This is a genomic window from Dyadobacter sp. CY261 (assembly GCF_021440085.1).
Lineage (GTDB): Bacteria > Bacteroidota > Bacteroidia > Cytophagales > Spirosomataceae > Dyadobacter.
Genome location: NZ_JAKCPW010000008.1, coordinates 16154 through 32548, shown reverse-complemented (window position 1 = coordinate 32548; position 16395 = coordinate 16154). Strand labels below are relative to the sequence as shown.

Annotated in this window: 14 protein-coding genes; 4 read left to right on the top strand and 10 right to left on the bottom strand. The window is 48.1% G+C overall.

Annotated elements, in window-relative coordinates; translation table 11 throughout:
- Positions 1-8 precede the first annotated feature (8 nt).
- Both LZD49_RS21570 and LZD49_RS21565 read left to right on the top strand, forming a co-directional pair.
- The gene (locus LZD49_RS21570; RefSeq protein ID WP_234669749.1) at positions 9-1604 is read left to right on the top strand and encodes a peptide chain release factor 3; all 1596 of its coding nucleotides are present in this window, start codon (positions 9-11) and stop codon (positions 1602-1604) included.
- A gap of 20 nt (positions 1605-1624) precedes the next feature.
- Positions 1625-1882, top strand: coding sequence for a hypothetical protein (locus LZD49_RS21565; protein ID WP_234669748.1), 258 nt, complete (start codon positions 1625-1627; stop codon positions 1880-1882).
- A gap of 164 nt (positions 1883-2046) precedes the next feature.
- Here LZD49_RS21565 and LZD49_RS21560 read toward each other — a convergent pair whose 3' ends face one another.
- The 4 genes from LZD49_RS21560 to LZD49_RS21545 form a co-directional block, all read right to left on the bottom strand.
- A complete protein-coding gene (locus LZD49_RS21560) occupies positions 2047-2433 on the bottom strand; it encodes a hypothetical protein (protein ID WP_234669747.1) in 387 nt (128 codons plus the stop codon).
- Between the two features lie 59 nt (positions 2434-2492).
- Positions 2493-3248 carry a DUF3307 domain-containing protein gene (locus tag LZD49_RS21555; protein WP_234669746.1) on the bottom strand — a complete coding sequence of 252 codons (756 nt, stop codon included), beginning with the start codon at positions 3246-3248 and terminating at the stop codon, positions 2493-2495.
- A gap of 5 nt (positions 3249-3253) precedes the next feature.
- On the bottom strand, positions 3254-3886 hold the full coding sequence (locus tag LZD49_RS21550) for a hypothetical protein (RefSeq protein ID WP_234669745.1): 633 nt from the start codon (positions 3884-3886) through the stop codon (positions 3254-3256).
- 105 nt (positions 3887-3991) lie between these two features.
- Complete coding sequence (locus LZD49_RS21545) at positions 3992-4288, bottom strand: hypothetical protein (protein WP_234669744.1); 297 nt, start codon at positions 4286-4288, stop codon at positions 3992-3994.
- Positions 4289-4461: 173 nt separating this feature from the next.
- Between LZD49_RS21545 and LZD49_RS21540 the strand changes: the two genes are divergently transcribed.
- Together LZD49_RS21540 and LZD49_RS21535 are read left to right on the top strand one after the other, a co-directional pair.
- Entirely contained in the window at positions 4462-7506 is a 3045-nt protein-coding gene (locus LZD49_RS21540) for an amidohydrolase family protein (RefSeq protein WP_234669743.1), read from the top strand.
- A gap of 30 nt (positions 7507-7536) precedes the next feature.
- Entirely contained in the window at positions 7537-8841 is a 1305-nt protein-coding gene (locus tag LZD49_RS21535; protein WP_234669742.1) for an amidohydrolase family protein, read from the top strand.
- Between the two features lie 65 nt (positions 8842-8906).
- Here LZD49_RS21535 and LZD49_RS21530 read toward each other — a convergent pair whose 3' ends face one another.
- The 6 genes from LZD49_RS21530 to LZD49_RS21505 all read right to left on the bottom strand — a co-directional run bounded on the left by LZD49_RS21530 (position 8907) and on the right by LZD49_RS21505 (position 16367).
- Positions 8907-9746: a S1 RNA-binding domain-containing protein gene (locus LZD49_RS21530; RefSeq protein ID WP_234669741.1), complete on the bottom strand. Its 840-nt coding sequence runs from the start codon at positions 9744-9746 to the stop codon at positions 8907-8909.
- A gap of 48 nt (positions 9747-9794) precedes the next feature.
- Positions 9795-12203, bottom strand: a complete 2409-nt coding sequence (locus LZD49_RS21525) for a TonB-dependent receptor (protein WP_234669740.1) — start codon at positions 12201-12203, stop codon at positions 9795-9797.
- Between the two features lie 133 nt (positions 12204-12336).
- Positions 12337-13074, bottom strand: a complete 738-nt coding sequence (locus LZD49_RS21520; protein WP_234669739.1) for a sugar phosphate nucleotidyltransferase — start codon at positions 13072-13074, stop codon at positions 12337-12339.
- 18 nt (positions 13075-13092) lie between these two features.
- A complete protein-coding gene (locus tag LZD49_RS21515; protein ID WP_234669738.1) occupies positions 13093-14241 on the bottom strand; it encodes a LegC family aminotransferase in 1149 nt (382 codons plus the stop codon).
- Complete coding sequence (locus LZD49_RS21510) at positions 14228-15214, bottom strand: NAD(P)-dependent oxidoreductase (protein WP_234669737.1); 987 nt, start codon at positions 15212-15214, stop codon at positions 14228-14230. Before LZD49_RS21510 ends, LZD49_RS21515 begins: the two co-directional genes overlap by 14 nt.
- Positions 15207-16367, bottom strand: coding sequence for a glycosyltransferase family 4 protein (locus tag LZD49_RS21505; RefSeq protein ID WP_234669736.1), 1161 nt, complete (start codon positions 16365-16367; stop codon positions 15207-15209). Before LZD49_RS21505 ends, LZD49_RS21510 begins: the two co-directional genes overlap by 8 nt.
- Between the last annotated feature and the right edge of the window lie 28 nt (positions 16368-16395).

The following is a 16395-nucleotide window of genomic DNA, read 5'->3' as shown; positions in this document are numbered from 1 at the left end:
CGATATATATGAGTAATTTACAAGAAATTAAGAAACGCCGCACGTTTGCGATCATCAGCCACCCGGATGCCGGGAAAACGACCCTTACTGAAAAGCTGCTCCTTTTCGGTGGTGCGATCCAGACGGCGGGCGCGGTAAAGTCCAACAAGATCAAGAAGACGGCGACTTCCGACTTTATGGAGATCGAGAAGCAGCGGGGTATCTCGGTGGCCACTTCGGTCATGACATTTGAGTATAAAGATCTGCTGATCAATATTCTCGATACCCCGGGTCACAAGGACTTTGCGGAAGATACTTACCGGACTTTGACGGCTGTCGACAGCGTAATCCTGGTGGTTGACTGCGTGAAGGGCGTCGAGGAGCAAACTGAGCGTTTAATGGAAGTATGCCGGATGCGTAACACGCCGGTGATCGTATTCATCAACAAGCTCGACCGCGAAGGCCAGAACCCGTTCGAACTGCTGGACGAACTCGAAAGCAAACTGAATATCCGCGTTCGTCCGCTTACATGGCCGATCAATATGGGGGCCAATTTTAAGGGTGTTTACAGCTTGTATGAGCAAATGCTGTATTTCTTTAAGATTAATAAAACCAAGATTGAGAGCGATGTGGCCAAGGTGAGTCTGGAAGATGAAAGCCTTACTGACTTGCTGGGTGAAAAGGATGCTGGTCAATTGACAGAGGATGTGGAGCTCGTGGAAGGCGTTTACGATGTATTCTCCGAAGAAGCGTATCAGAAAGGTCAGCTGGCGCCCGTATTCTTTGGCAGTGCGATCAATAATTTTGGTATCAAAGAATTGCTCGATACATTCTGTGAAATTTCACCGATTCCGCAGCCGCGCCCGACCGACGTGAGAGAAGTGGAGCCTACCGAGCCAAAATTCACTGGTTTTGTATTTAAAATCCACGCCAACCTCGATCCCCGCCACCGCGACCGCATTGCATTTTTGCGCATTTGCTCTGGTAAATTTGAGAGAGGTAAGTTTTACAAGCACGTTCGCCTGGGCAAAGAGGTACGCTTTTCGAGCCCATTCACTTTCATGGCTTCCGATAAGAGCGTCATGGAAGAAGGTTTTCCGGGAGATGTGGTTGGTTTGTACGACACAGGTAACTTTAAGATCGGAGATACATTAACCGAGGGCGAAAACCTGCAATTCTCGGGGATCCCAAGTTTTTCACCGGAAATATTCAAGGAGTTGATCAATATGGATCCGATGAAGTCCAAGCAATTGGAAAAGGGAATCCAGCAGCTTACCGATGAAGGTGTGGCGCAGCTCTTTACCCTCGACCTTGGCAATAGAAAAATCGTAGGAACCGTTGGAGAACTTCAATTTGATGTAATCCAATATCGCCTCGAACATGAATATGGTGCCAAATGCCGCTGGGTACCCATGAATACTTCCCGCGCCTGCTGGCTCACTGCTGACGAAAAGCCGGCAATGGATCAGTTTATTCGCCTGAAAGGCAACCAAATCGCCTACGATAAAGACCGCAACCCGGTTTTCCTCGCCGAATCAGAATGGATGATCCGTATGAACCGCGAAAATAACCCCGCAATCCATTTCCATTTTACCTCGGAGTTTAAGACGGAAATGGCGCTTTAATGAGCTGAATTTGAGTTGGATTGAAATTCGCTATATTGTTTACGATATGGCTGTTTGAAAAGGCGTCCATTAAGAATGTTTTTTCACAAAGCTATGCAGATGTGCCGCCGAAATTACCCATCGAGGTAGATGTGAAGATCGAGGCGGGTCAATTTCCTGATCCGGATGACTACATTTCCCGCAAGAGCGAAAAGATGATCGAGTTCGGTACGGAACGGGTAATCTGGATCTTAACAGATAATCGCAAAATTATGGTAATGGATCGCTCGCGCGAATGATCTGTTTACGAATGGGACAAAATGATCCCTGTTTTTGATGAGCACCAGTTTTGCCTTAATGATCTTTTGAAGAAAGAAGGCGTGATTTAAAAATAGAAAATATCCAATAATGAACAGGCTGCCACATTTCACATATGGCAGCCTGTTTTGCTTTTGCGTCGAGGTTAGTTTCTCGGTTCACCCCCTCCTCCACCTCCACCTCCACCTCCACCGCCGCGGTTATTCCGGCGATCTTCGAGTGTGGTTTTGTATTTTTCCTGCTGTTCGACGGTCAGGATCTTGGCGAGTTCGGTGTTGAACGTCTCCATCGAGGCGCGCATTTGCTCGCGATCCATGTTCTGGGCATCTCTTAGTTCCTGGATTTTCTTTGCGCGGACCAGGCTAAGGTCGTATACCTTTTTCTGCTGGTCGTCTGAGAGTTTGAGATTTTCGGTTAAAGTTTTAGTCTGGTTTTCGGCGCGTTGCTCGGCTGTCATGTTCCCACCACCGCGTTGTGCGAAGGTTGCGAAGCTTGCAAAGGCCAGTAAAATGGCCAACAATGTTTTCCTCATGGTTAAAAAAAGTTTAGATACCGAGGTTAGATGCAAAAAGCGACGGTAAGTTTAACCTGTTATTTAAATTTTTGGCTGAGTATCTGAACCACCAGCGCTACCGCAATGGCACAGGTGTAACTCATTAGCGTCCCAACAAGTACGTACTCCGATTTTTTGCTGATATATGCAGGCGGAATGCCTGCGTCGCTGGCTTTGTCATTATATCTCAGAAGCGATTTGGCCGCGATCAGGAAGCCGATAGCCGAATATTGATTGATCAGTACAAATACAAAAATGAGCAAACGCTCCGACATACCTATCCAACGGCCGGCATTAGCCAGGTTATCGTCCGCATCCGGAGCCAGTTTAGCGAGTTCTTCCCGCCAGGGTTTGGTAAGAATGCCTACCAGGAATGAGATTGGGGATAGGGAAAGCAATGTGCCGGAAAGTGTCGCGAGCGTTTTGGGCGTGTTAAACCATGTGATAAATGATTCATAACCGGGTAGTACGTTGCTTGTAAGGATAAGCGCTGTAAGTGCAATGGTAGCTAAATGTGCGACCTGGTCCCCGATGAACCAGGTAAGCGAGCCCTTTTTATCGAATGATATTTTGACAAGATCAATGGCACCGTGCGCAATGCCCAATGCGATGGCGGGCCATGGGTTTTTCCATTCGTGCAGCGCAATATAAGATACAATGATGACTAGCAGTACATGGAAATACAGGTAACGTGATTTGTGTTTTTTCTCCTTTTTGTCGGTTACCCATTTGGTAGGTTGCCAATAGAAATCTACGAGAACATGCGCAAGGAGCAACAGCAGAAATTCCGTCATGGTGTTTAGCGTTTAGTGTATAGTGATAATTGCTTCGGAAAGTTAGCAAGAAAACTTTCAATTGCCCACCACTTGGAAGCGATAACCCGCTGGCTCACGGCAGGTTGGCTGATGGATAACATTTCAGCAATTTGTGTGATGTTTTTGCCTTGCAGCATTGCTTCAACCACCTGGCTTTGGGCCAGCGTCCAGTCCTCAATGACAGTTTCCAGTAAATTCAGTGTTGCAGACAATGGTTCCGAGGGATTGGCTAATGCAATGCCGATCCTGGCTTTTTGCTGACGAATTTTATCGGCCAGGTGTCCGGATAACCTGAATGCCTCCCCGTCGGACGTGCCTGGACGGTCGGTGAGCTGCTCCGTTTTCCCAATGCCGATGGCTATGCGCATGTCGGCATTGGGTGCATGCTTACGTATACATGCGCGGGCAAGAATCGCGACCCGCATGCTTTCTTCGACATTTTTTAATACGGCCTGAAAACTGTCGCCACGGTATATTTCTGGTTTTAGAGCCCATTTAAAGACCGGATTTTGGTGCAGTATGGCGAGCATTTCTTCCAGCCAGGAGGTCGCTTCATCACGCGAAAATTGCGTATAATTGACCATATCAGCAGTAATAACGGCACGGAATGCTTTCATTGGTATAAGGTTTTTTACTTATAGTCTGTAAATATAAGGTAAAAGCCTTATATATGATGTATATAAGCTAAAAACCTTATATTGGTCAGGTATAAGGTTAAAACCTTATGTATTTGTAAGGAAAGTCTGCGCGAGATATTTCCATTCTTCTTTGACATTACCCTTAAATACCTCTGAGCCAGCGCGCCTGTACCAGTATCCGGCATTGAAAGTGTCGCCCTCGACGCGATGGAGATAGGCGTGTAAGCGATCGTATGCCTGAATTCCTTCTTTGCTTTGCGCAATGTTATGGGCTGCTTCCCAATCACCGTTGGCATCGTGCCAAAGTGCTTCCAAAAGGACAGGAAGGCTCTGCGGTGGAGAGGGGAGTGTCAATGATTCCTGGAATTGTTCGAATGTCATGATGAACGAATGAATATAGATTGCGCTAAATTGATCGCAAGATGCTAATAAATCGAAACAACATGAAAATTCTGCGGGCTAATTGCAACTTGTCCGGAATCGCCTTCCAGAGCCCCGATTTCATGATTTTACTTGTATATTGTAAGGCACAATTGTAATTCAAACAACTATTTATGTTTAAACAATTATCAACGATATTGGGCTGTATGGCGCTGGCGGTGTATTGCCATGCGCAGGAAACCTTCCCGAGAAACGGCGCCTATGACGAGAGAACAGGCCGGTACGCTTTTACAAACGCAACGATCGTCGTCGACCCGAAAACTACCATCGAGAATGCAACGTTGCTGATTGAAGACGGCGTGATCCGTGAAACAGGTAAGCAAGTGAAGATTCCCGCCGGAACTGTTACAATCGATTTAAAAGGTAAATTTATTTATGCCTCGCTTATTGAACTCGATTCGGATTACGGAATGCCCGAGGTGAGAAGGGCGCAGGGCGGAGGCGGCAGACAAACGCCTCAGCTGGAATCGAACAAGAAAGGGGCATTCGGCTGGAACCAGGCCATTCAGCCTGAAATGGATGCCAGTATCCTTTTTACACCCGATGCCCAAAAAGCTGCCGATTTGCGGAAAATCGGCTTCGGTACCCTGCTGGTACACGCGCACGACGGAATTGTGCGCGGTAACGGAGCGCTTGTGACCCTTACTGGCGAGTTGGCAAACAAGGCCATACTCAACAGCAAGGCATCCGCGCATTTCTCGTTCAGTAAAGGAAGTTCGTCACAGACATACCCATCGTCGGGAATGGGCGTGGTGGCGCTTTTACGTCAGAATTACTATGATGCTGACTGGTACGCGAAAGGTGGGAAGCAAAAGGAAACCAATTTTTCCCTCGAAGCTTTTAACCAGATCAAAGGACTGCCTTCATTTTTTGAAGCCAACGACAAATACAGTATTCTGCGGGCCGATAAGATTGGCGATGAATTTGGCATACAATACATTATCAGAGGCGGGGGCGACGAATATCAGCGCATTCGCGAAATCAAAGAAACCAAAGCTACATTGCTGCTGCCGCTCGTGTTTCCGGATGCTTATGACGTATCGGACCCCTGGGACGCAGAAGTGGTAACGATGAGCCAACTGAAACATTGGGAACTGGCGCCACGCAATGCCTCGGAAGTAGCGAAAGCGGAAATTCCGTTTGCATTGACGACCTCTGGTTTGAAAAACAAGTCCGATTTCTGGAAAAATCTCAGAACCGCCATTGAATATGGTTTACCCAAAGAACGTGCATTAGCCGCTCTGACAACGCTTCCAGCTTCGCTGGTAAAAGCAGATAACAAAATCGGAAGCCTGAAACCGGGCATGCTGGCTAACTTTATCATCACTTCCGGAGATCTGTTTTCGAAAGACAATGTAATCCATGAAAACTGGGTTCTGGGGAAGAAATTCGTATTAACAGCCCTCGACGCGCCGGATGTGAGAGGTACCTATTCGCTTTCGCTTAATAACCAGCCAGCGGGAAAATTGCAAATTACCGGCTCACCGGAGAAACCGGAGTATAAAATAGTGGTACAGGATTCGATCAAGATCACCCCGAAAGCGACGCTGGCCAATGCATTGCTGACTTTGACATACCAGCAAGATAAAAAGACAGGTGGGACGACCCGATTGACTGGCTGGCTTAGCGGGAATGGCTTTATGGGGGAAGGTGTATTACCAAACGGGACCGTCATTCCATGGAGCGCTGTTCTCACTGAGAAGAATGCAACGATAGCAGCCGCAGATACAGCTAAACCGAAAAGCAAAGAAACTGGCCCGATCGTTTACCCATTTGTAGGTTATGGTAATGAAACATTGCCTGCGAGGGAAACAGTGCTGATCAAAAATGCGACCATCTGGACGAACGAAAAGGAAGGGATTCTGCAAAATGCGGACGTGATCGTGCAGAATGGAAAGATCACCAAAGTGGGAAAGGGGCTGACGGTACCATCCGGTGGCAGAACGATCGACGGGACCGGCAAACATCTTACCAGCGGCATCATCGACGAGCATTCGCATATCGCGTTGTTTAGTATCAATGAGGGAGGGCAATCCAGCTCGGCGGAAGTGCGGATGAGCGATGTGGTTAATCCCGATGATATTAATATTTATCGCCAGTTGGCAGGTGGTGTCACCGCCTCGCATTTGCTGCATGGCTCGGCTAATTCTATTGGTGGCCAAAGTGCGATGATCAAGCTGAAATGGGGAGCAAGCCAGTCTGAAATGGTGGTACCGGAGGTTAAAACAATCAAATTCGCATTAGGTGAAAATGTGAAGCAGTCGAACTGGGGCGACGTTCAGCGTGTGCGCTTCCCGCAGACGCGTATGGGCGTGGAGCAAATCTATTTCGATCATTTCCTCCGTGCCAGGGACTACGCCACTCGTTGGAAAAACTACAATGCGAATGCTAAAAAGCAGAATATAGTACCACCACGCCGCGACATCGAGCTCGATGCACTGGCCGAAATACTGGGTAATGAGCGTTTCATCACCTGCCACTCTTACGTGCAATCGGAAATCAATATGCTCATGCACGTGGCCGATTCACTGAAATTCAGGATCAACACATTTACCCACATCCTGGAAGGCTACAAACTGGCCGATGGAATGCAGAAAAGGGGCATCGGCGGCTCAACCTTTGCCGACTGGTGGGCATATAAAATGGAGGTAAAAGAGGCCATTCCATACAATGCGGCATTAATGTACCACGAAGGCGTGACCGTTGCGATCAACTCCGACGATGCCGAGATGGCGCGTAGACTGAACCAGGAGGCTGCCAAAACCGTCGAGTATGGTGGTGTACCGGAAGAGGAGGCATGGAAGATGGTAACCCTTAACCCGGCCAAGCTGTTGCACGTAGAAGATCGAATGGGTAGCGTAAAAGCGGGCAAAGATGCTGATCTGGTGCTTTGGAACGCGAGTCCGTTATCCGTTTACTCAAGACCCGATTTTACCATGGTCGAAGGCACCATTTACTTTGACCGCAAAAAGGATGAGGAAAAACAGAAATCGATGCTGATTGAGCGCGAACGCCTGATCCAGAAAATGCTTGGGGAAAAGGTGGAAGGTAAACCAACGCAAAAGCCTGAGGCTACGATGCCTCGCATGTGGCATTGTGAGGATATTGTTGGCATTCATGCAGAACACATCCATGTGGGATACGAAACTGGTAAGTAATACTGTTTCAAGACATTCAATTTGAAAATAATGAAAAGATATAAGTTAATCGCCGGCCTATTGCTTGGACTAACGACAGGAGTGCAGGCACAAAACCCGGCTCCTGCCAAGCCGCAAACCAAACCGATTGTGCTGACAGGTGCGACCATCCACATAGGAAATGGTGAAGTGGTCCAGAACGGGACCATTGCATTCGACAAGGGCATTATCACACAAGTTGGCGTGGCTGGCACGGTAACAGCTCCGGCAGGGGCTGAAACAATTGATGTGAAAGGGAAGCATATTTTCCCGGGAATTATATCATTGAACACGACCGTCGGCTTGCAGGAAATAGCTTCCGTCAGGGCGACTCTGGACTACCGCGAAGTGGGGGAGATAAACCCGCATGTACGTGCGCTGGTGGCTTACAATACCGATTCGGAGGTAATCCCGACTTTACGGGGTAATGGTGTTCTCGTATCCCAGGCTGTGCCGCAGGGCGGCGCAATCTCTGGCTCGTCTTCGGTTTTTTACAGCGATGGATGGAACTGGGAGGATGCTGTTTTGAAAAAGGATGACGGTATATGGATAAGCTGGCCACCGTTTCTGGCAGGTACTTTTGACAACGAGACTTTTACTTACACGATCAAACGAAATGACAAACGCCAGGAAACGATAGATCTGTTCAAGCAGACTTTTGCCGAAGCCAGGGCCTACGCGGAAATCGCGAACCCGAGTCCTGTAAACTTGCGTTTGGCTGCAATGAAGCCACTTTTTGATGGAACAACTAACCTGTACATTCGTGCCGATTACGCGAAGGATATCATCGAATCTATCCGTTTTGCGAAAGAAGCGGGTGTGAAGAAGATCGTGATTGCTGGCGGAAATGAATCTTATAAGGTAACCACATTCCTCAAAGAAAATGATGTGCCTGTAATCGTGAATACTACCCATAGACTTCCGGATGGCGTCGATGAAAACGTTTATATGCCTTATGAGCTGCCAGGGCTACTTCACAAAGCTGGCGTCAAAGTGGCCGTTACTTATGCCGACGAATGGTGGCGAACGCGTAACCTCGGTTTCCTTGCTGGCACAGCCTCCGGTTTCGGAAATGTGACACCCGAAGAAGCATTGCAATTCGTCACCCGTAATGCTGCCGATATTATCGGTGCCGGCCAGCAGGTTGGTACACTGGAAAAAGGGAAGCAAGCCTCACTACTCGTGTCCGACGGTGATATTCTTGATATGCGTGGGAATGTCGTTCAAATGGTATTCATCCGCGGCGGCAAAGTCAACCTGGATGACAAGCAGAAGCGGCTTTACAACAAGTACAAAGAAAAGTATAAGACGAAATAAAAGTCAATAGGCCAGAAATAGTAAACGCCATCCGGTATTGTGCGGGATGGCGTTTACTATTTTAATCAATCCTCCTCAATCAGGTAAATCCCGTCATCAGCAATCTTGATAATTCCCTGCCTGTACAACCCTCCAATGGCTTTTTTAAATATTTTTTTGCTGATTTTAAGCTTTTGATAAATCTCTTCCGGCGAAGACTTGTCGGAAAGGCCTAGAAAACCTTTACCATTCTTGACTTCTTCCATAATCTGTTTTGCAACCGGTTCCACCACTTCGTAGCCAGTTTTTTGCAGACTAATATCCAGTTTGTTCTCGTCGCGGACTTTCTTAACGTAACCTTTCAGTGAATCCCCGATTTCGAGAGGCTGGAATACTTCATTCGCGTAAATGAGCCCCTTGTGATATTGGTTTACAACCACATTGTACCCCAGGTCTGTTTTCTGCCAAACGATCAAATCTACCTCTTCACCTTCCTGAACGGTTAGCCGGTCACTTTCAAGAAACTTATCTATTTTGGCGGAGGCCAGGAGGCGCTGCGTCTTTTGATCCATATAGAGGAATACCACGTGCCATTCGCCGATTTCCATAGGTTTCGGCTGTTCGCGGAACGGCACAAAAAGATCCTTAATGAGTCCCCAATCGAGAAACGCGCCGTATTCTGAGACGTCCTTCACTTCCAGAAATGCAAATTCGTTCCGGATGATTTTGGGCGTCTGCGTGGTAGCCACGGGCCGATCCTCCGAATCGAGGTATACGAATACTTTTATTTGGTCGCCGACTTGCATATCGTCGGTGATGTATTGGTTGGGAAGCAGCACTTCTTCACCTTCCACATCGCTGAGGAACATCCCAACGCTGGTGACCCGTTCGATGGTGAGGTAATTGTATTTTCCGATAAATAGCATTATTCAAATGTCGAGGTTCGGGCACAAAGGTAGCGTTTTCGCACCGATTTACTCTTCGTCGTTCATATCACCCTGCTGCTTGTCCTGATTTTGCTTTTCTTTCGAGCGGTTGAGGCGGTAGGAAAGCGTGACCAGGAACTGCCGTGGCCGCCATTGGAACACCGAATAGGAATAGTAGCCTGCATTTTCGGTAATGCTGCGGCGTTTCTGGGAGTTGAGTAAATCCCGTACGCTGGCTGTGAGTGTTCCGCGACCCTTCAGAATGTCTTTCGACAAGCCGAGGTCGATGAAGTAGATCGATAAATCTTTTCCCTGGGTAGTGCGTCTCGGCGCTCGGTAGTTAAACGAAGTCTGGAAATCGACGGAGCCAAACAGGGTTACGCGTGATGAAAAACGGCTGGTCCAGGAATAAGTGTCACTTTGGTAGAGTTTGTCATTGTAATAACCTTCATTCTTAGCCCGGAAAATGTTGGCGTTGGCCGTCAATTTCCACCAGGGTGCCGGATCGTAAGTGAGATTGAATTCGAATCCGTATGAATCACCCGTGGAAAGGTTAATGGGTGTAATGGTGGTAAAACCGATGGAATCAACCGAGGTAATGTTTTCCACTACGCCCAGCCTGTGGCGGTAGTATATGCTTGAAAGCAATGTGCCTTTATTCATATTAACCAAATGCCCTGCCTCGAAGGAATGCGTGAATTCCGGGTTTAGAAGCGGATTGCCTGCCCGGAAAACACGTGAATCGCTGAAATTGGAGAATGGCAGCAAATCCCGGAAGTTGGGACGGCTAAGCCGATAGCTGTAACTGAGCTGCAAAGTTTGCGCATCTTCCAGTTTGTATGATAAATGAATGCTTGGAAACACATTGAAGTATTGGCGACGATTGGTTTGGGCTGTTTTTTTAAGCTCCGTGAAAATGTCAGTGTATTCTCCGCGCAGACCCGCCTGGACGAATACTTTGCCAAACTGGTTGCTGGCCATCAGGTATGCGGCATGGATTTTCTCATCATAAGCCAGCCGGTTGTCATAATCGGGCAGGATAACCCAGTAGTTAGGCTCTTGTTGCTGCTGAACGGAGAAATTGTTGTCTAGCAATCGAATGGAAGTTTTCAAACCCGCTTCCAGCTTCCCGTCCTTGCCTAATGGATGAATGTAATCCAATTGGGCAAGAAAGTTTTTTTCGTCTTCCGTATTGTATGCCCGTTGACGGAGATCGACGGAATTATCATTGGCTACTTCGTGATATTGCGAGGCCTCGGTTTCGTCGCTCAAAATATATTTCGCATCAAATGACAGGCTTTGGCCTTTTCGTTCAAATGTTTTACGGTAATTAATCGCTGCCTCGACATTGGTTCTTGGTTCGGTTTCGTCTTCCGAACGCGTGACGATGCGGGTAAGCACGTTGTTCATATCGAAGTCGCGATATTCGAGGTTCGATTTATTGTCGTTGTGCGATCTGCGGTAAGAGAGGGTAGCGGTGAGGGTGTTATGGTTGTTCAAAAAATAGTCCAGGCCAACGCGGAAGTTGTTGGAATAACCGGCCCGGTTGCGTCGGTTTGCCTGTTCATATACAAAACTCGTATCTGCGCTGTTGTACTCTTGTCTTGAATGTCCGCGGCCCGGACTGTCGCGGTACATCCAGCCATAGTTTGCGATCAGGTTTACCTTCTTTTTCCGGTAGTTGACATTGAATGAAGCACCGAAATTCGAAGGGTAGCCAGCTGTTCCGGTGAATGTACCATTGAGGCCATAGCGGATATTTTTCTTCATTACGATATTCAAAATACCCACTTCTCCTTCCGCGTCGTAACGTGAAGAAGGATTGGTAATAATCTCCACACTTTCGATCAGGTCGGCTGGTATTTGTCGTAATGCTTCGGCCGGGTTCAATCCCACCATACCAGATTGCTTTCCATCGATCAAAATGCGGACATTACCGCTGCCCCGCAGCGCCACATTTCCTTCTACATCCACAGTAACCGAAGGCATATTGTTAAGAATGTCGGAGGCATTTCCGCCAATGTTCGCGAGGTCTTTTCCTACATTGAACACCCTTTTATCCAGTTGGAGATCCATTTGGCTCTTTTCCCCCTGGACCACCAGTTCTTCCAGCAAGCGTGAGCTCGAGGTAAGAGCAATGGTACCCAATGCAACCGGCTGGGCAGCTACCCGGACGTTCGGGATGAGCTTCTCATCCATGGCCAGAAAAGTAATCCTGATCAGATAGCTTCCAGGTTCCGCCGGAATCGTGAATTGTCCGTTTTCATCGGCAGTCCCACCTCCCAGTAGTGTGGAATCTTTTGCAGCAAGTAATGCAACGCTGGCAAACGGAACCGGCTTTTTATCGGAATCTTCGAGTTTGCCCGTAATGGGATAGGTCGTTGTAGATTCGTCCTGCGCTTGCAGATGGAGGCACAGGAATAGAACGAGTGAAACGATCAGTAGTGATTTCTTCATGACGGCATTAGCCATAAGCCCGGTTCGACACCCGGCAGTATGTTAGGTTGAAGGTGAGCCGGTTAGATTGAAAAGCCGGGTAATGGTTTAATGACTTTTTAATCTTCATGAATAAATTGCGTGCCAGCAGTTGCTATTGTTGTGGAATATCTATCTGACTCATTTCCTGCGCCTTTCGGAGCGTTTCCATGCTGCCGATGTCGATCCAGTAGCCTTTCGTGTGAGGCACACCGGCAACTTGCAAACCCGCGTGCAGTGCAGCCTGGATCAGGTGCCAGCCCTCAAAGGCAATACTTTTAGGCATCAGGTTATGCACTTTCTGATTGAAAATATATACCCCTGCATTCACCATTAGTTCATATTCCGGTTTCTCTTCAAAGAGGGTGATATGACCGTCGGGGCCGATTTCCACCACGCCGTAAGGCACTTTCATGCTATTGGGGACAGTCAGAATAGCCATAGCTGCGTTTTTTGTAAAGTATTCAAAGCAGAGATTGCGTATGTCAAAATTGGAATACACATCACCATTAATTACCAGGAAATGCTCATGTTGCCAGCGTTGTTTGAGCGTCAGCGCGCCCATACTGCCCATCACGATGCGCTCTTTGATATACCGGATAGAAATCCCAAGCTCTTTACCGTCGCCCAGGTAATCCATTACCTGCTCCGCCAGATGGCCAACTGAAATATGGATTTCGCGAAAACCGGATGCGGCCAAATGATCGATCATATGCCGGACAATAGGCTTTCCGGCGACTGGTATCAGCGACTTATGGGTGTTGTCGGTCAGCGGTTTAAGACGCGTGCCTTTTCCTCCTGCCATAATGACGACATTCACGGGCCAGGGGCCTGCTTCAATATTCCAATACATACTAGTGCTTAGATTTTGTTAGTTCAGGAGTCTTCTGACAGCTTCACAGACCCTTTGCAGCTGGGTTTGGGTTATAGATGTAGAGCAGGGGAGCATTATCCCTCGTTGCGATACCCTTGTGGATATGTTTTCACGGCTCATATACAAATCTTCCCTAAACATCGGAAGTTCGTGAATGGGTGTCCACAATGGCCTGGTTTCAATATTTTCCGTTGCGAGCGCGGAAATCAGGGCGCGACTGCCGGTCACAAGCATGGCTGAATGCCAGTAATTGGATTCGGTACAGGGCGTTAGCTGCTGGAATGTTACGTTGCATTCCGCGAACTGTTGATTGTAAAAGACAGCGATTTCTTTTTTTACCTGTACAAACGACTGTAACTGTTCCATTTGCGCACAGCCTATTGCTGCGAGCGGGTTTACCAGCCGGAAATTGTATCCGAGACCGTCATGAATGTATTCGGTAGCATGACTTTTTGCCTGGGTGATCAGGTGCCGGGCACGTTTAGCCAAAGACTCGTTTTGAGTTAGTATCGCACCGCCGCCGGCCGTGGTGATGATCTTATTACTGTTAAAGCTCATTGTTCCCAGCAATCCTGCCGTACCCGAATGCCGTCCGTCCCGAAATGAGCCCAGTGAACAGGCAGCATCTTCGACGACATTCAATGAAAATTCTGCGCCTATTGATGATAGTCGATCCATATCACACACATTTCCTAACAAATGTACTGGCACTACCGCCGTGATCCGCCGGTTGCTTTCCCTGTGAAAACACCCGTTACTAGTTTGATAAGTTTTGCTTTCGAGAAAATCCTGCAACAAATCGAGATCCATAAGCCAGGTATTTGCGTCGATATCGATCATGATGGGATCCGCGCCGAGGTATTTAACAGCATTGGCGGTCGCTACAAACGTAAGGTCGGGAACCAGTACCAGATCGCCTTTTTCCACACCTGCAAGTGTGAGTGCTACCTGCAATGCGCTCGTACCATTGCTAACGCCTATCACATGCGCTGCGCCGGTGTAATCCGCGAGCTGCTGCTCGAAACGACGTAAAAAGCTACCGCCTGAAAGCCAATTGGAATCGACCGCCTCAGCCATGTACTGCTTTTCGCGGCCATTGAGGTTGGGTTCGCAAAGCGGAATAGGAGGTAGGTCAGACATTTCCATAACGTGCGTTCATCGGTTCGGTGATGACTTGTTGGCGGAAAAGCGATGCTATTTCCCGGATCCCGTCGGGGACGGTCTTGGTGATATTAAATCCCAGGATTTTTTTGATTTTATCTGAATTTACCTTGTAATCCCTCGGATCTGTTACTACGGGGTGGTAATTGACTTCCAGGGAAGGAATGATCTCCCCGATCTCTGAGGCAAGCATTTTCTTGGTGTAATTTTCGCTGGTATCGCCCACGTTGAAGGCCTCCCCATTTACCTTATTGGCGTCGGCTGTCATTGCGATCTTTACGGAACGTGCCAGGTCGCTCACGTGACAGTAGGGGCGCCAGAAGTTTTCACCATAGATTAGCAATGGTTTTCCCAAAGCAGCGTCACGTGTAAATTCGTTAACGGTCAGGTCAAAACGTGGTCGTGGCGAAATGCCGTAGACCGTCGAAAAGCGAAGTATAGTGCGTGTGATAGTGCTGTTTTCCTGGCTAAGCAGATATTTCTCAAAATTGACCTTAGTTTCCGAATACAATGAGATCGGGTTCAGCTCGGCAGTTTCGTCGAGCAGCGAGTCGGCAACTGCCATTTTACCATAATTACTGCAAGTCGAAGCAAATACGAACCGTTGGACCCCGGCTTCTTCACAGAACTTATACAGGCGCACGGAAGCATGCCAGTTAACTTGTAAGGCCAGCTCGGGATATTTCTTGCAAGGCGGCTCGCCGACGATGGCGGCCAGGTGGCACACATAATCGACGCCTGTTAATGCGGCCTTGATATCGTCGTCATTCCGGAGGTCGCCTTTGATAAACCGGAATGCGGGATTGCCCCAAAAGCTCAGGAGCGATTCTCCACCGAATGAAAGGTTATCGAACACGATGACCCGAAAATCATCCTGCAACAGGATCCTGACCAACTCGGATCCAATATAACCCGCCCCGCCAGTTACAAGAACTGTCTTGCTTTGATTGTTAACCATGTACGGATACTTTGTGAAATGATTGAATAAGTTCTTCTGTGATAATGTCCGGCGACCATTGATCGATAATGGCTTTTCCGTTGCTGCCCATTTGGCGGAACTTCTCCGGATGTTCCATAAACCATAACAGCTTGCTCGTAAAGTCCGACTGATTGAATGGGTCGAATCGAAACCCGTTCAGACCGTCGATCACCAGATCGTGAGCGCTTCCGCACCGTTCCGAAACCAGCACGGGCATCGAATACACCATTGCCTCGTTGGTAAGAAATCCGAATGGCTCGAATGTGCTCGGCAATACCGCTACATCGGCCAGGGTATACCGGATCGGTACCTCGTACCATTCGCAAGGCTCCATCCAGTATACCGAATTTGAGTCCAGCGATCGGATCAATTCCTGGAGCCGGGGTTTCTGGTTCCCTTCGCCGCTCAGGATGAGCCCCCATTCATTTCCATTTGCCGAAATGCTTTTCGCTTCATGAAATGCCCTGATAAACCTGTCGAGGTTTTTACGTTCTACAAACCGGCCCGCGTATAGAAAATTATAGCGGGGAAGATGCATTTTTGCCTTCCGTTGTCCACGCTGAGGAAGTTCTTTTGAGAAAATCTCGAGCAGCGCATCGTTGTCTACACCTACATTTTTGACGGTCATAATCCGTTCCCTCGGCACGCCCAGCTTTTGGGCATATTCGGCCGCTTTCTGACCGAGACATACGAGCCCATCGAACCGGTGGAGGAACATTTTCTTTAACCCCTCTTTCCACCAGACCCTCCTCCGGCTGATTTCGCTGCTCTCGAAATCAAGCACGATCTTGATTTTTTTGATTGCACAGTAACCCATTACAAACCAGTAGGAAGGATCGTAATAACCATTGAGATAAACTATGTCGGGGCGATGATGGCGTAGGGCGGCAAGGAGTTTTTGCGTTTTTTCGGCGTGGCCGATTTGCTCGATAGCCTTTTCTGGAAACAGGACTTCGTAAGGGTAGGTATGAATGCTTAGATCAGTCTTGAGACCAAGCCGGCTCAATTCACTGAAAGCGAGTTGCAGCACAAAAAAATTGGTGCCTTCTTTTTGAAGTCGCTGGTGGAGTTCTGTGAAAATTTTGGCCTTGTAGTGCGACCAGAGGATATTATGGATAGCCAGTATCTTCATTGATTTCCTTTTTTGTCACCAAAAGCCA